Source organism: Pseudoalteromonas sp. T1lg65 (assembly GCF_051930985.1).
Classification (GTDB): Bacteria; Pseudomonadota; Gammaproteobacteria; order Enterobacterales; family Alteromonadaceae; genus Pseudoalteromonas.
In genome coordinates, this window is the sequence record NZ_CP196838.1 from 45,163 (window position 1) to 63,115 (window position 17,953).

A 17,953-nucleotide genomic window follows, 5' to 3' on the forward strand; every position below is an offset into this window, starting at 1 on the left:
TTAGCTTGAAATATTCAAGCCAAACTGAAAATGGCAGAGCTAGTTATCAAACATGCTCCGCCGGATAGATGAGTGTATAGTTAGATTTGTTCTTCAGTATCTTGCTTAAGATCGTCTGCTGTCACTTCTAACGCTTCAATCGCTTCTTGAATTAAGTCTGTTTGACTTGCTAACGCTTCGATCGTGTTTTTGATCTCTAAGATATGAGTTTGCTTTTGGATCTGTACATCAAACGGTGTACCCATTTTTGCTGTAGTGTCGATCACCGACGCAGAAGCCATGGTGTTTTCAAGTGCACTGCGTAATTTATTAGCAAGTTCATGATGACCCTTAACAACCAATAAATCATAGATACTTGCGCCTTTTAGCGCTTCACCGTCTGATTTAACGTAAGTGCCCAAGAAGTGGTTTTGTACGCCCTTTGCGTTCAAGAAAATGTCACGGTGGGTGTTGTCAGAAAAACAGGAATGCTCATCTTCTTGGCTATCAGTTCTAACTGCAATACTAATGCGCTCACCAGCAAGTTCGCCAAATGATAAACGACCCATACTCTCTAGCATAGAGCCGAGATTGGCCTTGACATTGTCAGCGCTTGTATAGTCGAGGTAATGAAAACCCGAACCTGGTTTCCAAGCATCAGCTACCTGTTGAAGGTCTTCAACCAATAACTCAGCTGCCGCCTGCAGATATTGACCTCGACGCGCACAAATTGCTTCACTTGCCCCTTGCTCACCCGAAGTACAAGTACCAGTTCCTACTACATCGATATCAGTGGTATTTGCACTGGTATAGAAATCAGAAACAGGACGATGACCAGCTGTGTAATCTGTTTTTCTGTCATACACACCAAACTCGTTCAAGTCTTGACCCCAAAGTAAGAACTCAATTGCATGATATCCAGAAGTTACGTTTGCTTCTTCATCGTTTAATTCAAACTTTTCTTTTAGTAGCGCTTTATCAATCGTTGGAAAGCTCTGTTGATCAGCAATGATATTACCACCATTTTGATACACAGCCGCTTCACCACGCTTTTGATGACCATCCATATCGACTGTATAGTCAATTAGCGCTTCAGCTAGTGGCCATGCATTAATAGCGCCTTCAGGGCCTTCACCATCGATTAGGGTCCAATTACCTTGTTCGTCTTTGGTTAAAGCATCGATTGGCCCTTCGCGAAAACGATAAACTTCAGACTGACCGTATGGCTCTCGAGCTTGTAACCATGCTTGTTTAACATCAGCAAAATTGCGCTCTGATGGTGTTGCGACAAACGCATCAATTTTGTCTTTCAGTGCTTTGGCTGCAATCAAAGAATCTGCATAAACAGCGTAGGCATGCTGTGCATTGGTGTTAACCACGTCTTGCGCAGTAACATAAACACTGACTCCAGATTCGCCATTGGTACCCGCTTCACCTTGTGGTCCCTGAGCACCCGCTTTGCCATCATCACCACTACATGCGGCAAGTACAGAGACACACAAAAGAGACAGTCCGAATGATTTTATCGATTTCACAATTTTACCCATTTGTAATTATTTTCAGGATTGCGAATGCTATACAACAACACGGATGCTATCAAGAATTATTTCTATTTACATAACGATTTGCGTACCTATTAATCAAGAGTTGATCTAGATCAATTTCAGGCTATTAAACAACCTGAACTCTGGATAAATACTAAATAGTAGTAATTTGGACTGTGTTAGCTAACGCGTTCAAAACTGCTATCCGCATCTGAGGTTAACCAATACCAAACCGCTAAAAGAAGGCTGTTTTTGCGATTAGTACAATGCCTAATACGATAAGTAATAAATTCATATACTTAAGAAATAAACTTTGCGAAAACCCGCCACTGAGCTTCACGCCTATCCAATTGCCGATAAAAGCTAAAGGAGTAAACGCCAAAGCCAACCAGACATGTTCAAACTTAAGTATCCCACTGACTGAAAAAGCCGCCAGCTTAATAATATTCATCAAAGCAAAGATCACTGCTGCTGTGGCAATGTAACTCTGTACACCGAGCTTACGTGACGAAAGATAGATGAGTAAAGGCGGTCCACCAGCATGAACTAAAGTTGTGGAAACACCGGCTAATAACGAACATATCCAAGCTAATGGTTTTGCGGGTAAAACAATTAACTGGTTATTTTTAAGAAATAAGTTTTTCAAAGCGAAGGTTATACTCAAAATTGCGATGAGCAGCGTTAATATACTTGGGGACATACCTATCAAGAATATGACAGCAACAACAATACCGACTAAAGTTCCAGGTATTAACCTTATTAACTCTCGCCTATCCCACAACCGCCAGAAGCTGTTTAAACTAAATACATCCCCGATGATCAACACCGGAAGCATTATTGACAGAGCATCTTGCGGAAGCATAACAAGTGCCAATAAAGGTACGGAAAATATTCCCAATGCGCCCGCAAAACCTGATTTAGAAATACCGCTCAACAGTACCACTAAACCCAACATAACCAGTTGATGTGTTTCTGTCATCATATGTTTCTATAACAACTTAACGGTTGCTTGCGCGTAAATCGAACCACAGCGCAGTTAATTCTTTTTGTGCTGTGAGGTGTATTGCATCCTGTTGATACAAACCAATTGCATCTCCGGCATAAAAGGTTTCGCCATCAATATGGGCTTCACCCGCAACAATATGTAAGTAGCCAAATCGGTCTAAGGTTTTTAGGGTCTGCTGCTGCCCATCTCCAAGTACTAGCTGATAAATTGCTGCGTCTTGATTTATTGTTAGGCTTTCTTCATCACCTGTCGGAGTCACAAGTGGCGTCATTACTCCCTTCTGCAAAATGGTTTTTTGTTGATATCCCGGTTCAATACCTTCTTGTTGCGGTTGAATCCAAATTTGCAAAAACTTCGTTGGGTGCAAGGTAGATGCATTAAATTCAGAGTGCATCACACCCGTTCCTGCACTCATTCTTTGAATTTCGCCTGCGTTAACAACAAATTCATTACCCATACTGTCTTTATGGGCAACTGCACCTTCAAGTACATAAGAAATGATTTCCATATCTCGATGACCGTGAGTCTCAAAGCCACGACTTGGCAGAACAACATCCTCATTGATCACTCTCAAGTCTGAAAAGCCCATGTGCTCGGGATCGTAGTAATGTGCAAACGAAAAACTATGGCGGCTAGTAAGCCAACCTAAGTTCACTTTTCCTCTTGTATCACTCTTTCTGATATAACGCATAAATCACCTTTTGAAGCCTATGTTGTTTATGCGTAAAGCTTAATAACAATTTAAAACGAATAAAATTACTATTATCCGAGCCTTTCATTCGTTTTAAAAGAACCTAAGAGCTGCAGATTGTACGTAGTGAGTTGAGGAAAAACTGCGCTGCGGGACCTAAATCATCTTCGTCATGCACTAACGTGTGCAGTGAGACTGTTCTATTCATACCATTGGCCAATGCCAGCGCTTTTAAGGTGCCATTATCAAGCCTATCCTGGATTGCATGAACCGGAAGCCACGCAAAACCCAGCCCATTACAAACCATATCAATTGAGGTTGACAGCTGATCAACAGTCCACCTTTGTTCTGCTTCCAACCACCCATGATCGATTCGCTTTGAAGTGCCTGAATCCCGAATTACTATTTGTCTGTGAGATTTTAAGTCTTCTAACGCCAAGGTTCGTGAAAACTGATGCAATGCATGATCAACGTGTGCCACTGCGACAAATTCGACAGTGAACAATGTCGATTCACTAAACCCTTTCTCTGGTAGAACTGAAATTGCAACATCCACGAGTCGCTGTTGAAATTGCTCATAAGTGCCAGACAATACGGACTCAAAAACTTCTATGCGTAGTAAAGGGAACTGTAACGAAGTGCTTTCAAGCGCTTGATATAAAATACTTTTAGGAAAAACTTCATCGACGGCAATACGTAAATGGCTTTCGATACCTTGTCCTAGTGTTTGTCCAACTGCTTCGAGTTTTTCTGCTTCCTCAAGCAAATATTCAGCACGTCTTAGCATTGCAGTGCCAGCTTCTGTGAGTAACGTTTTGCGCCCTTCGACCTTAAATAGTTTTACACCCAACGTTTGCTCTATCTTTTGCACCGCGGTATGAACACTCGATTGACTTTTATAAACCGCTTTTGCAGCTTGATTAAAGCCTCCGTACTCCACCACCGCCTTAAACATCCGCCATTGTTCAAGCGTAATTTTCGTCATGCTAAAGCTGAAGCCTTACTTTGGTACATATTTGGATGATTGATTTCCATGATGATGTCTGGGTTGGCAACTTGGGTGAAACCAAATTTTTCATACAACCCATGTGCATCAAGTGTTGCCAACATAAAACGTCGCAATCCTTGTAGATCTTCGTGTGACATCACCGCTTGAATTAGCTCCCTGCCTAACCCTTTACCTCTTGCTTGTGCTGGCACAATTACATCCGCAAGATAGGCGAATGTGGCTTTATCGGTGATCACACGGCAAAACGCTTGAACTTGATTTTCTTGGTTAAGCATCAAAAAACACAGACTATTTGTAATCGCCTTTTCAAGCAAAGGTTTTGGCATACCCTTCGCCCAATAAGTTTCTGTTAGTAGGTGGTGAATGCTATTTAAGTAAGGCAAAATCACTTTGTTATCAGTGGTTATCATTATTGTTTCCATCCGTTTGTTTGGAATCTATCTTAAACTAGATTCACCACTTGCAGTAGTAACTTAAATGAAAGTAGCCAATAACTTTAAGCTATAGAAACGGACATAGATGATTCTAATTCAAACTAAGAGAGTAGACGAAATAGCATTATTGGGTAAATTCGCGTATCCGCAGCTGGAGTTATTTATCTAAGCCAGAGGACACCTTTACTACATGTAACAAAATGTATATAGTTTGTGAATGTCATTGATATGGACGTCAGCCTTTTATTTATGCTCAGGACAAGCCATCAGTTCTCATTGCTGTTACTAATTACCGTTATTTTTTTCGGCTCTTACACACCTCAAGCTGATGCAAACCCAGCGGCTCGAAAAATAGCCAAGAGTGTGGTAGGAAAATGTGCCAAAGGCAAATGTACACGAAAGAAAGGAAATGTCCGTAAAAAATCAACACAGGCCCCTGCAAAAAAACACAAATCCAAACGACAAAATGCATCCAAAAGCACTTCATCGAAAAGTACGTCACAAAAAAGTTCTTCCCAAAGTAACGCTAAGCTACGTAGTCAAAAACTAAAAAACAGCCGTAGCCTAAACCGATGGCAAAAAGAGAAACAGAAAAAGCAAAAAGCGAGTAAAAATCATCAATTCCGTGCAAATCAACCTAAAACGGCTTCTTCCCCCAAAATTAGTCTGGTAGATCAGCAGTTTATTAGCCGCGCCAAACCAAAAAATGCAAATGCAGTAAAACAAGTTGCTCGTAAGGTAAGAAGGGATAAGTGTAGAAAATTATCCAGTTCAAAATGCACCAAACTGATCGAAAAAGAACTCAATAAGCGGTCTTTGCTTAAAGGTAGAGCTCCCTCTAGAAACGCTTTTAAAGCCAGAAATAAAAACAAATCAAACCGTGTGGCAATGATTGGTAAAACCAAGGCGCCCAAAAAAAGAAGCGGTAAAACCAAAGCGATCAAAAGCAGAAGCGGCAATACCAAAGCAAGCCCAGGATCTTGTTGTTTTGTAGCCGGTACTCAAGTACTTACAACAACCGGCTACAAAAATATTGAAGACGTACAACTAGGTGAGAAGCTTTGGGCTAAAAACACAGACACAGGTGAACAAGATTGGAAACCCGTCACCAGAGTGTTTGTTGAACCCGATCGTGGTATTTATGATATTCGCTTGGAAAGCAAGAATGGGTTTGAACAAAAAATTGAAGCAACCGATGACCACCCATTTTATGTAGTTGATAGTGGTTGGAAGCAAACCATAGAGCTTAACATTGGTGACTTGATCGAAACCGATGGCCATGGTCCAATGCAAGTGGTCAGCGTTGCAGATACAAGCCGATTAGAACTGACCTACAACTTTACCGTTGCGGATTTTCATACTTATTATGTAACAGAAAAAAATGTCTTGGTACATAATTGCCCTTTTAAAAAAAGAACAGGCGCAGGTAAAAATGAAGCACATGGAGACGGTGGTAGAGCAGCAATAAAAGCAGAGCAGCAGCTTGCTGACTTAAAGACGCAATTGAAAACCGCAAATAAAAGAGATGCTAAAAAGATAAAACAAAAAATACAAAATATACAAAAAGATATACAAAGAAAAAGAAAAGGTGAAAATCATTCAATGAAAAAGAAAGGATAAAATTTTGTGGCATTGGATTCCAAATAAATCACTGGGTAATATAAACTTAGGAGAATCACTATCTAGTGTTAAATCAAAACATAGTCTTTTAGGTCATGAAGCCGATCCCATTACAGGTTGGGCTACTTACTACATAAAAAATGATGACGTATATGTAGACTGTGAAGATGATACCGTTGTGTCTATAACGTCATTTAAGAATTTCACACATTTAGGAAAAAACTGTATTGGCATAAATATCATAGAATTAGGTGCGATACTGGGAGTTCTTCCTGATGAAATTGGAGATCCTGTCGAATATGATGATAACGATATTAAAGTTCCAAGAGAATACTTTGATCTTGGACTTCAAGTTTGGACAACTAACAATATTGTTTCATCAATGACTTGTCTTACTTATGAAGATCTTTGACTTGATTATTATTAAGCTCTTGCAAAGTTTCTAGTGCTAACTTTGCATCTGTATACGCTTCTTGGACGATTTCTCTAATACTAGTAATCGCTTTTATATTATCCAGACGTTCCTTTCTTTCCCTTCCATAATCAAACAAATTTGGGGCTTCTTCAGGATCTGGCAAAATCAGAAAGATATCAGATATACAAGCCTCAACCGTATCTTCAAAAGCTAGAAAAGGGTCTAATTCTTGCGTTGCAATAACTGCATTCTCACTGGTTTTATCTCCGTTAAAAGCCAGTACCGCGATATATGTAGTTTTATTTAAAGAATTCCACCGAGAGAGAGTATCATATTGCTCTGAAGTTATCTCTGGATTGAGAGCCTTAGTTAATACTGCAAATTCAAAAAGTCTATCTGTCATATTTTCTTTCGTTATATTATCTTCGGAAATTGTATCGTTATATTTATTATCAATATATTGCTTCTATTTGGAAACTTAAAAATAGCAAACTAGTGTGCCAGCATTCGATAATAATTAGTTGCACTAAGCAACCTGAACTCGGAATAAACGATATGCTACAACGTTATTTTTTTGCGTATTTCAGTGTTGAACTTACCTTGTGCTACATGAAAATAGCAGCACCGTATCATACAATCCGGTAATATAATGATTTAATTTATTTTCATATCCACTATCCCGAGTTAAGATTAAGCACTATTTTGCAGGCTCTAAACTCGCCGCTTCAATAAAGTCCCATTCTAAAACTGGCACTTTAACCATCATTACAGAGTCTTGTTTGAACTTTTTTGCGTAAATAGAGGCAAGCTCTTTGGCTTTTGTTACTTCTTGTTCAGTGACTATCACGGTGACGATTTTGGAGCGCTCCGGCTGACCTTTATAGTAACCTACAGAATCTACCACATTGAACCCATCAAAATACTTTGTGATTTGCTCTTTCTGAAAAGACTCCCATTCAGCTAAAGAGACTGCGCCACCTTCTGGAAGCGACAGGCCAAAATACAACCTTAGTCGAAAAACGTCGTCGATATTTGCATAGCTGGGTGGCACCAAACCACAAAATAAGACCAGCAGTAAAATCAGTATTCGCCCAAGCATTAGTGTATCTCCTGTTGAAAGCGCCTTCACAACCAAGCGATAACCGCTTAGCTGTTATCCAAAAGTGCAATATTCATTAATTTTATTTATCATTTTTTCCCAGATACTCGTCTAAGTCTCTACAGCATTGAACATAGTCATATAAAGGCTTACTCAAAAACTGTGCATCTGTGTTACGAATTGGAAATTTTGCCACCATTTCTATTTGATTGAGGTAACGGGAGTCGTTGATTTTTATAATTTTAGAAGCGAACTCGGCGTCTAAAAACACCGCTTGTGAAAATATGCTTGATGTATTCTCAAGCGCCCTCGTTCTATGGTAAGTCAAGTACTGGATCCACTTTGCAGTGCCTTGAGCATATATATGCAATGGGGCTGAGTCACGGTTTAGATCAATTTTTTCCAGTGCAGTTTGAAGTTGGCTTTCATCTATTTCATCAAAAGACAATTCCGTTCCACTTTCTTTTGTAATAGCGTGCAACAACCCTTTGCAGTCTGCGACCAACAAGCGCGCCCACTTATTAACCAATGGCAAAATTAACCGATTATCATCACGCTGTTTTTTGTGCACAACAATCAAATAAAATATATAGCTTGCAATTACAGACGCTAATACGGCTTCTAAAATAATACCGAGCTCTTTTGCACCATCGAATAATTCCGTCATTTTATCAAAAAGCATCGCTTTTATTACTAATGAGACAACAGAAATAAAGGCCAGCCAATTTAGAGACGCAGGAGCAGACAAAATGAAATCGATAAAACCTTTAACAGCACTCTTTTGCTTAACCATTTGAGATACTCGCTGAGTGAATGGGATGTCAGGTTTAGCTAATACCAAAAATTGAGTGATTAAATTAGCACCAATAGCAAGTGAAGCAGCAGGACCTATATAGGCCCAAATAGCCAAGGTGTTTTTTACATCATTAATCACCTCATCTTCAAATTTTAAGCTAAGCACCGCTTTGGTCAATCCATCTAATAATGCGAAGAACGCCGCTGAAATAATGATAAAAAACACACCAAACAGCCAATATCGATGGTAGATCGGTTTTGCTCCTTTAAGCATCAACGCGAAAAGAACTAATGGAAGTACACCAAAGAACAAACCAACAAAATTTACAAATTCAGATCCCAAGTTAAATACCTATCAAATTAAAACGCTATTTTATTACTGGCAATGACCTCAAGGCTAATTAACAGTTATAAATGTACCATTATTATCACGCGCAACTGCGGTCATTAATATGGCAAATTTTTCGAATGAGTATCCAGAGTTAAAACCAATAGCATGGATCCGGGCAATTTTTTCACCTGTTCGTTTGTTGGTATTTAACTTATTGAGTTTTTCCAACGTGCTGTCGTAAGAACCACCAGAAAATTCATCTCCAAACACGTATAGCGCTAACGAGTCGGTTTTCTGCCCATAAAGACTCAAAGCTTCTTCGATACCTTCTGCTGGAGAGCTCGACGATGAACCATGCCACTTGCGCATTGCATCCAGAATTGAAGCGCGTTGTCGTTGTCCGTCTTTACGCCAACTTCCCTTAGAAGAACTTATTAGATATTCCCCGTTGTCGGACATGACTTGAAAGCCTTTTACCTCAGGGTGGTTGTTCAACACTTCGTTCATGGTGCGCATGACTTTATTCCAGATCCGCTTCATACTGCCAGACGTATCCACAATAAAAATCACATACTCGCTGTCAACTGGGATCCCACCAACTTCTTCATCCCGCTCTTTTGCTTCACTAGCCTGAATTGCCGCCCGTTTTTGCTGTTCTCTTACATCTTCAAGTCCAGAGGCTGCATCGGTGAGTTTTTGGACATTATTTTGCGCCCGAGCAATACTTGCCTGTAACGCCTCAGCTTGCTCTGCATTGCTTGCTGAATTAGCCTTTGCTTGCATCAGCTGAAGTTCTTTATCCGATAACGCGCCTTGCAGCTCACTCACTTGTGCTTCTGCTTTGGTTATCGCTTGGATCAACTCACTCACTTGGGAAGCATCATTGTGTTCACCTTCCTCGCCATTTTTTGCCAGTAGGATCAACATTACTACCGCACCAAAAGCACAGGAAATAATATCTAAAAATGCGAGGTTAAAAACTTCGATTGGGGCACGCGACTTTTTCATGGCCAAGTCCTCGCCGGGCTTATCATCATTCCCCCGGTGGCACTTGCCCATTGCCAATAAGCTGATGATGCCTGTGATTCACCTTCTAATGGCAACAAAATGACGTTTACACGTACCCCTCGTGGCGCTGTGGTTTTAAGGGTATGATTAAACAATGCCATCCGGCACTCACCAGAAATGGTTTTCGCTGAGCCAAAAAAGCTACGGCACTGAGTGAAACCTTTTAGTGTTTTGGCCTGCTCACCCAGTGTTGGTAAGCCGTCAGTAACAATATATAAATCCGTCATTTGGGGCATGGCACTGGTGATCTGTTTCAAACCAAGTTGTAAATTGGTGCCATTTTCAGGCGTTAATTTATCAATTTCTGAGGCCAATGTTTGCGCGGTTTGCGAAAATTTCGCGCTGTAGGTCGCTCTGCTTCCAAGCGTTGCTGCGGTATCACTAAAAGCCACCATGCTCACTTTGGCATCTTTTGGCAAGCGAGCTAAAAGCCATTTGGCTATGCGTACTGTACGTTGCCATTTTGGACTCGCCTTACGCACCGCCGGTGCACTGATTTTTCGTTTGATGACATCGATGAGTTTTTCTTCTGTCATCGAAGCGCTTTTGTCAATTAAAAAGCCTATATGTTTGCCTTCTACTTTAAGGCCAAGGAGGTAATTTTCTTCGCCACCGCCACTTAACGTAATGGCATCGTTCGCCGTTTTTGGCGCTGCCGCAGCAACCGAGTTTTCAAGGTTGGCTACAACTGCCATTTTGTCGTTGAGTGCTCGTCTACTCGCGTCCTGTTCGATCTTTAGCTGCTCGATGCGCCGTTGAAGCTCTTCTAATGTGGCGGTTTCCATCGCCACTTTTTCATTGACTTCATCAATGCTTTTTTGCACTTGATTCTGTTCGTTTTGCGTGGCCGCAAGCTCTTCTTTTAAACGTTCGATTTCATCGCTTGGGATGTTAGTGTTGGCATTAAACTTGACCAAAATCAAAATCATCAACACAGCGCCCAGTCCACACGCCATGACATCCAAGAACGAGACGTTAAAGCCGTCTTCCTTTTTACGCTTTGTCATAAACGTTATTTATGTAAGTGGGTAAGTAGGTTGTCTTCACACGACTTTTGAGTCTTTATAACTAACAGATCTTGTTGGTTATTTAAAAGGTGCAAAAAGAACATCAAAACCAGTGAAATAAGCAGAGACACCAATGTAGAATTAAAGGCAACCCCTAGCTTATCAACCATACCTGAGATATCACCAGCTACCGCTTCTTCCGCTTTCGCCAGCGCCATACCGATACCACGAACAGTACCCACGAAACCGATGCTTGGAATGGCCCAAATACAATAACGGATCATATTGTTTCCGGCCTCAAGCTGAGCACTCAACCCCTCAACCGTCGCTTTAATCGCATCTGAAGCGTGTTGAACATTACCGGTATTTTTGTAGCGTAAGATACAGTTGATCCAAGTTTGTAGGCCTTCGTTATCCTTGTATTTACTTTGTTGAAGCTCTGCCAGCATCTTATCTAAATCTTGGCTGTCATCATCATTCAAGTTATGTAGATGATTGAAGGTATACACGATCTCCTCATTCAAGATCCGAAATGATTTGTAAGCAATGAGGAATAAACAAAAGATCCCTAAAGAGAGGCAAATCTGCTGTTCAAAATCTTTTAAAATGACCCAAATATTTGTCGTTGCCCCAGAACCTTGAAGCGCAATTGCAGCTTCAGCAGTCGGTCTTACGATTCCTTGATACAGTAAATGTATGAGCGTAAAAATACCGAGTAATGCAGCATAAAACACAATTTTTGACGGGTTCATGCTTTGAAGTCGAGTGTTATTCATCGTTATATATCCACAGGAAAACTGGCTGGCGAATGTAAACTAATTTTGACTGCTGCGGCTGAGCCACATGCAAGCAAAAGCGTGATAGCTAAAACGAGTTTTTTATTGAATTTTTTCTTCATATTCCTTCTCACTGGTACCGAGCGATCCTAAATCCTATTGTTTCAGAAGCACTATCAGCCAATTCACGGTAAGCGGCTCTAAGTTCTAATAAACGACCAGACTGATAGCTTCCACCTTTGACCACATGACCATTGCCTCTCGCAGCTCCCAAATAGTCGACCTTAACGCCATCAGCAGGAGGACGACTAGAGTAGTAATCGTGCACCCACTCGCTGACATTCCCTGCGATATCAAACAAACCTGCGCGATCAGCTCTGAAGCTGCCTACTGGTGCAGCACCGGCAAAGCCATCATTGTACTGTTTCAGATAAAACGTTTGTGAGCCCTTCACCGATTCATCCGCAAAGTTACCAGTATCTTTTGGAATTCGTTCATGACTACCCCATGGAAATACCGTTGAACTTGCACGCTTAGAGCGCTTCGCCAACCACTCCCATTCTGCTTCGGTTGGCAGCCTGTAGCCATTACTTTGCTCGTTTACACCAACAACTGTACCTGAACGGCTAATATAAAACGGTGGTAACCCTTCTTGTTCGCTTAGCCAATTACAAAATAGCGCAGCATCGTTCCATGTTACGTTGGTTATTGGCAAAGACGAATTACCCGCAGCAGGCTCAAAGTTTCGATATTGGGCTTGGGTTATTTCGTGACGACTTACCCACACTTGCTTGGTAAATTTAACGGGGACTTCAAATTCGTTACGACGCCTGCCCTTTTCATTTGCTGGAGAGCCCAAACTAAACTCAGTCATTCTAAACCTAGCCATCTCTATACCTATAGTATCCACATATAGAGGTTTACCTTCTGCACGCCTAGCATCAAACTCTGTCAGTAACGTGACATCAATTTTGCTGACTCTGCTACTACTAGGCTTAAGGCTTCGACTAACACCTCGATACCCCGCTTTGGTTATTTCCACCGAGTGTGTTATTGCAGGCAGCTTTCCTTTGTAACTGCCCGTACCCACAAGTTTTCCGTTAATAGCGATGCTTGCATTAGGATTAGCGATAATTGTCACATCACCAATCTCAGGTTTAAGAACAATATCAAGCGCTTTGGTTTGTCCCGGCGTTAACTTAACTTGGCTAGAAAAGGGGAAAAAACCGTCTTTTTCATAAAGCACAAGATGTTCTTGGTTAGCAGCAAGTTGAATAGTACCTTGCTGTGCCTCTTTACCATTGATGATCAGTGTTCCGTCGTTTGGCTGCGCTGATACCGTGAGGCTGCCCTTTTTGGGTTCTAAAAAATAGCTACGCGTCGGATTTGCCTCTGCGTATGTCAACTCGATTGAATCTGAAAGCAGTTCATACCCTGCAGCGTCAACAGTAACCTCATAATGACCACTGCTTGCTTCGAGTTTAATAGGGGTTACACCGACCGCTTCATCGTTAATTTTGACACTTGCACCTGTCGGCGTTGAGTTTATTTCTATTAACCCCGCAACTTCTGTAAGCGATAGCGTTTGAGAAAACTCCTCTAAGCTTTCAATTAGCGCTTCAAGTTCCAAAGGCTCATAGTATTTATCTTCAACACGAATTGAGTAACTTCCTGGTTTTAGTGATTCTGCTAAACTTTCGCCAATATGAACAAGTTCTTCATTGATAAACCAATTGGTATCTGGACTTTGAATATCTGTTGTTAACGAAAGCTTGCCCGGGCTGGGCTCTAAAATGACTTCAATAGCACTAGGGTCATCAGGCTTGATAAGCAACGACTGAGTAATGAATTTTGGCGCACCAACTTGCAATGTAATATCGCTACCAAAAGCATATACTTTGTTGCTAATGATTATCCCTGGTCCATCAGCGACGGAGAGAAATTTATTTGCCGCAGCTTGTTCAGGGTAAACATTCACCGTGTACCCTTTCGCCAACATAAGCCAAGCGAAATAGGCCAATATCAGCCCAGTTACCACCGAGCCAACGATCAAAGCCAATATTGTATTTTTACGTTGTGCTGATTGTATATGCTTGTCAGATCCGCTCATTACACACCAAATTTACTGAATTATTTGTATTTTTATCAATCGTGACTGTCACTTGTGTATTCCGATAACCTTTACGACTACCCTCTAGAATATAAGTACCAGCAGTTAGCTGAATGGTTTTACTTTTTGTCTTCCCTATCACCCCATTTCGCAAAACTTCAATGTGTGTCCGACCATCAGAAATGATGGTCAGTGGGTAAGTTTGAGAAGCTTTGTCTATATGTTCGCCTATCATCCGAATGTCATCAGAAAGAGACTGGCTAAGGGTTAAGTAAGGAATGGCTTTTTTGATTAAATTTTTAGCATTGCCTTGAATATTGTCATCTGCCAAACGTTCAGGTTTTTGTAAATAAACTTGCGCATCGCGACGTAAAGTTAAAATCACCGACGCTTGTTCTTTATATCTTGCAACAACTGCATCAGATGGAAAGTAAGGCTCAGCTTGTGCAACTAATGTTTGAATTTCAGCCCACTTATCTTGTTCTGACAACTCGGTTAGTTGCTGTGTGACTGACTGTAAAGTCAAAGCTGCATCTTGCTTGTCTAACTTTTTGGCTAATACATTGAGCTCTGCGCGGTTTGGAAATATCTTACTCGCCTTGACGTATGCAGCATCAGCACCTTGCATATCTCCTTTAGCCAGCAAAGATAAGCCTTCATTGATATAAGCTTGAAATCTCTGCTCGATAACACGAGCCTTGACACGTGCTAAATCAGATTTAGCTGGTTCATGCTCACTATCCCTTGAGAGAATTCGCTGCAAGATGGTAATTTGTTTCTGTAGATTGTTTTCAGTGACAGCAACATTGTATTGCTGATATTGCTGTTGAATATAAGGATAGTCATCTAACTGTTGCTGAAGCTCGATTAGTTGAGAAGATGAAGGCTTAACTTTTTTGGCTTTATTTAAAGCTAACTGAGAAGCTGCAAGTTCGTCGTGACTAAAATGAGACACCGCTTCGTTGTAAAATGCTTCAAAATCACCATCCCACTGGCTTTTAGCATGTTCCGTAATTAAAACTGCTTGTTCCAGCGAAGCGACTGCCGATTTGTAACTTCCTGAAGCAAAATGAGAAATAGCAGCTTCTTTAGTCTGCAATGCTTCTTCAACCTGCTCTGATTGCCATGAAGATAATTCTTCATTGTCTAACAGAGGTTGGTATTGTTCTTCAAATGCAGACAAACTAGTTTTGAACTGAGTTCGAAGGCTTTCAATTTCTTCTGCGGATAATGTAACGGTGGGCTCAGAAGCTTTTATTACCGGTGGCTGCTCAATATCAGCACCTTCCTGCGAGTTTCTTTCCCCAGCGAGAGATACCAACAGTGCAATGACAACAGTAGCAAGGATAACAGCAACTATCATCCATGTTTGTCTTTGTCTGCGCTTTTGTAAAGAATCAATATCCTGATCGGAGCTATTCAATTCGGACACGAATTATTCGTCCTTAATGTACAACCAAAAAAATGGTGCTGATTACTCAGCACCACCATCCTTTATAAGTTATTTCCCTGCGCTTGAGCAGATTCTACTTCGTAGATTTTGCGCAAGTGAGATTTCCACTGCTCGTACTGTTCGCCAGCTGTACCTGTGAGTTCTACTGTTTTGTTATCAAACTCCATCACTGATGGACTTAGGTTGATATCTAAGTTTTCACCCATTTCATCTAGAGAGGCTTTGTGTACTTTCAATTCAGCGTTTTTGTCTAAGGTGTCTTTGATAAAATACGCAGACGCAAGCGCACCGACTGTTTTACCCACTGCGCCCGCTGTTGAGCCACTATTTTTGTCTAATAAAACAGCACCAACCGCAAGTACACCAGCTAATATACCGGACTTAAGACGCTCACTTTTCGCTTCTCTCGCAGCTACTGCTTCTGGCAGCGTTTCTCTTTGCCATGTACGGTAAGATTCAACGGTTTCAGCGTCAAACGCCATATATTGTTCTTGTAATCCATCAACAAACATTTGATCTTGAGTCTTAAGTACCTCAATGCGGCTAAGCATTCTGTCATTTTCACTCGGTGCACCTACTAGATTAAAGCGATAGTGGTCTTGAATGCCATTACGACCTCTAACCAACTTTTGTTCGATGTATTTACTGTACGTTTCTGGAGAATAGAGCTGAGCGTATCTAACCTTCGTAGTTTCCTTAATCGTTACTTTCTCTTGTTCACTCTGTTTTACCAACAAGTCAAAAACATAGTCCCCTATTTGCTTGAATATTGGCTCATACGGGTTTTTATCTTTGTTCTTTGCATCTCGGAAGAAACCTTTAGATACCTGATGCTCGAATTGTTTATTACCCCAAATATCGCCCGTGCTATCCACTACAGTCGCGGTTACTTTGACAAACTCACTATCCGAAAAATCAACACTGCCTAAGACAAAGACATCTGCCGAGGCATTCGGTGAAGGTACAACGCTTACCGCGCCAAAAGCGCCTGTATTTTCAAGTGCCTTTTTGGTTTGAATAGCAAACCTTTTCGCTTCAGCACGACGTAACTGTGGCCAAATTTGTTGCTCATCGACTTCTTCATAGTCCACTTCGCCACGGTCATTTAGAGGCAAGCCAGGATTAAATACCGGCACTGCGATATCAAGGTAGATGTCTGAATTATAAGTATAATCTTTTTTGACTGTACCTAATGCTGTTTGAGCACCCGGCCCGACCATCAGGGGACCTGTTTGTGCAATATTGCTTTTGGTCGTCTGACAACCTGTCAACCCTAGCAGCGTAACGGCGCCTAGGGTAAATAATACCTTTCTGCTTATTGATGAAAACCCGAACATTTATATCTCCTAATTATCATTTAGAGCGGCCACAGTTATACTGCTTGTACTGTTCCTTCAATTTTTCCTTTGCCACTGGGTCTGATTCTTTACCGATTTCTTCATAAATCATACCGCAAACTACTGAATCATTGTCTTTAGGTGCAACGATTTTATTCTCTGCCCCTGACGACCCAGATCGATTGGAATTTGTTTCTGAATTTGAGGTGTTTGTATTTTCTGAATTAGCGCTACTGCCTGAGCTGGTAGCTGCACTTTCGCTTGCACCAGTTCCTGCAGACGCGCCTGAACCGCCATTACTGCCAGATGCACCATTGGCTCCAGCACCACCACCGTTGGCGCCAGATCCCTTAGCAGTGCTAGCTGACATCTTTTTTTGTACTTTTTCCATGCAAGTGGAGTATTTGTCGACGGAGTTAAATAGCGACTCTTCAAGCAGGGCTATTTGTTCTTCTTTGGTTAACTTAGACGCATCGACTGCGTCAAGCTCCACAGCAGTACAATCGTATGCTGACGACGGATCCAGTTCGTTTTGTGCGTAGCTTGACACACCAGTTACAAGAAAAGCTAAAGAAATGAATTTTGTATAGAAGGCCATACTTCCACTGTACAAACTTATTGATTCGTTAGCATTCTATTAATAATTGAAGACGTTTACAACAACTTGTTGCTATATATGCTGTAATCGGCGGAGATTTGTAACATTAAGAAACGATTAGCTAGTACTTCTAACCTCGTCGTCGCCATTTGTTATATTTAGAGTGAACGCCTTTAGTAAAATTCGAAGAATAGCTTTCTAGTAAATCGACACCATATAGAATTAACACAACCAACACCGCTAATTTAAGCGCTAAAAAAGCACTTACTGCGGCAATACAAACGCCGATGGCAGCCAATGCCCATATTGTTGCAGCTGACGTTACTCCCACCACTGCACCGTCTTTAGCAAGCATGACACCTGCACCAAGAAATCCAATACCGGTCACAACCTGTCCGATAATTCTTGAAGTGTCGGTAACATCTGTTTGCACCAGCATTGAAGATGCAATAAACAGGTAGGTTCCCAGCACGATTAATGACGCGGTTCTAATACCAACAGGCTTTCCTCGTAATTGCCTTTCCAAGCCCACAATCGCTCCGCAGAGTATTGAGGTTCCGATAGAGGACCAGCTGAAAGGCTGAATTGAAAATAGATCTGCTAAAGTCATTAAATTATCAATCTCAAAAGTTGGCTAACACTCGCCATCATGCATTCCCAGTTCACAACCGATTTTAAACC

General features: G+C 41.3%; 18 protein-coding genes. 2 read left to right on the forward strand and 16 right to left on the reverse strand.

What is annotated here, in order from left to right; all coding sequences use genetic code 11:
* Nucleotides 1–80: 80 nt before the first annotated feature.
* The 5 genes from ACSLBF_RS17655 to ACSLBF_RS17675 all read right to left on the reverse strand — a co-directional run bounded on the left by ACSLBF_RS17655 (nt 81) and on the right by ACSLBF_RS17675 (nt 4,639).
* Complete coding sequence (locus ACSLBF_RS17655; RefSeq protein ID WP_440056706.1) at nt 81–1,514, reverse strand: imelysin family protein; 1,434 nt, start codon at nt 1,512–1,514, stop codon at nt 81–83.
* Nucleotides 1,515–1,758: 244 nt separating this feature from the next.
* On the reverse strand, nt 1,759–2,505 hold the full coding sequence (locus tag ACSLBF_RS17660) for a sulfite exporter TauE/SafE family protein (RefSeq protein ID WP_440056707.1): 747 nt from the start codon (nt 2,503–2,505) through the stop codon (nt 1,759–1,761).
* A gap of 16 nt (nt 2,506–2,521) precedes the next feature.
* The gene (locus tag ACSLBF_RS17665) at nt 2,522–3,220 is read right to left on the reverse strand and encodes a pirin family protein (protein WP_440056708.1); all 699 of its coding nucleotides are present in this window, start codon (nt 3,218–3,220) and stop codon (nt 2,522–2,524) included.
* Between the two features lie 103 nt (nt 3,221–3,323).
* Nucleotides 3,324–4,205 carry a LysR family transcriptional regulator gene (locus ACSLBF_RS17670; protein WP_440056709.1) on the reverse strand — a complete coding sequence of 294 codons (882 nt, stop codon included), beginning with the start codon at nt 4,203–4,205 and terminating at the stop codon, nt 3,324–3,326.
* Entirely contained in the window at nt 4,202–4,639 is a 438-nt protein-coding gene (locus tag ACSLBF_RS17675) for a GNAT family N-acetyltransferase (protein ID WP_440056710.1), read from the reverse strand. The genes ACSLBF_RS17670 and ACSLBF_RS17675 overlap by 4 nt, the downstream gene beginning before the upstream one ends.
* A 237-nt stretch (nt 4,640–4,876) precedes the next feature.
* Between ACSLBF_RS17675 and ACSLBF_RS17680 the strand changes: the two genes are divergently transcribed.
* Together ACSLBF_RS17680 and ACSLBF_RS17685 are read left to right on the forward strand one after the other, a co-directional pair.
* A complete protein-coding gene (locus ACSLBF_RS17680) occupies nt 4,877–6,283 on the forward strand; it encodes a polymorphic toxin-type HINT domain-containing protein (RefSeq protein ID WP_440056711.1) in 1,407 nt (468 codons plus the stop codon).
* Between the two features lie 4 nt (nt 6,284–6,287).
* The gene (locus ACSLBF_RS17685; protein WP_440056712.1) at nt 6,288–6,695 is read left to right on the forward strand and encodes a hypothetical protein; all 408 of its coding nucleotides are present in this window, start codon (nt 6,288–6,290) and stop codon (nt 6,693–6,695) included.
* On the opposite strand, the gene ACSLBF_RS17690 is transcribed toward ACSLBF_RS17685, so the two are convergent.
* The 11 genes from ACSLBF_RS17690 to ACSLBF_RS17740 form a co-directional block, all read right to left on the reverse strand.
* Complete coding sequence (locus ACSLBF_RS17690; RefSeq protein WP_440056714.1) at nt 6,676–7,101, reverse strand: hypothetical protein; 426 nt, start codon at nt 7,099–7,101, stop codon at nt 6,676–6,678. The two genes, ACSLBF_RS17685 and ACSLBF_RS17690, sit on opposite strands and share 20 nt — an antisense overlap.
* A 294-nt stretch (nt 7,102–7,395) precedes the next feature.
* A complete protein-coding gene (locus tag ACSLBF_RS17695) occupies nt 7,396–7,797 on the reverse strand; it encodes a DUF3574 domain-containing protein (protein ID WP_440056715.1) in 402 nt (133 codons plus the stop codon).
* 82 nt (nt 7,798–7,879) lie between these two features.
* On the reverse strand, nt 7,880–8,935 hold the full coding sequence (locus ACSLBF_RS17700; RefSeq protein WP_440056716.1) for a hypothetical protein: 1,056 nt from the start codon (nt 8,933–8,935) through the stop codon (nt 7,880–7,882).
* A 54-nt stretch (nt 8,936–8,989) separates the two neighbouring features.
* The gene (locus ACSLBF_RS17705) at nt 8,990–9,931 is read right to left on the reverse strand and encodes a hypothetical protein (protein WP_440056717.1); all 942 of its coding nucleotides are present in this window, start codon (nt 9,929–9,931) and stop codon (nt 8,990–8,992) included.
* Complete coding sequence (locus ACSLBF_RS17710) at nt 9,928–10,998, reverse strand: VWA domain-containing protein (protein ID WP_440056718.1); 1,071 nt, start codon at nt 10,996–10,998, stop codon at nt 9,928–9,930. Before ACSLBF_RS17710 ends, ACSLBF_RS17705 begins: the two co-directional genes overlap by 4 nt.
* Nucleotides 10,999–11,003: 5 nt before the next feature.
* Nucleotides 11,004–11,774 (reverse strand): MotA/TolQ/ExbB proton channel family protein, encoded by a 771-nt coding sequence (locus ACSLBF_RS17715; protein WP_440056719.1) that lies wholly within the window; start codon nt 11,772–11,774, stop codon nt 11,004–11,006.
* 130 nt (nt 11,775–11,904) lie between these two features.
* Entirely contained in the window at nt 11,905–13,884 is a 1,980-nt protein-coding gene (locus tag ACSLBF_RS17720) for an SUMF1/EgtB/PvdO family nonheme iron enzyme (protein ID WP_440056720.1), read from the reverse strand.
* Nucleotides 13,871–15,316: a hypothetical protein gene (locus ACSLBF_RS17725; RefSeq protein ID WP_440056721.1), complete on the reverse strand. Its 1,446-nt coding sequence runs from the start codon at nt 15,314–15,316 to the stop codon at nt 13,871–13,873. The genes ACSLBF_RS17720 and ACSLBF_RS17725 overlap by 14 nt, the downstream gene beginning before the upstream one ends.
* A gap of 62 nt (nt 15,317–15,378) precedes the next feature.
* Complete coding sequence (locus tag ACSLBF_RS17730) at nt 15,379–16,674, reverse strand: hypothetical protein (protein WP_440056722.1); 1,296 nt, start codon at nt 16,672–16,674, stop codon at nt 15,379–15,381.
* Between the two features lie 16 nt (nt 16,675–16,690).
* Nucleotides 16,691–17,224 (reverse strand): hypothetical protein, encoded by a 534-nt coding sequence (locus ACSLBF_RS17735; protein ID WP_440056723.1) that lies wholly within the window; start codon nt 17,222–17,224, stop codon nt 16,691–16,693.
* A 178-nt stretch (nt 17,225–17,402) separates the two neighbouring features.
* Nucleotides 17,403–17,882, reverse strand: coding sequence for an MgtC/SapB family protein (locus tag ACSLBF_RS17740; protein ID WP_440056724.1), 480 nt, complete (start codon nt 17,880–17,882; stop codon nt 17,403–17,405).
* Nucleotides 17,883–17,953 lie beyond the last annotated feature (71 nt).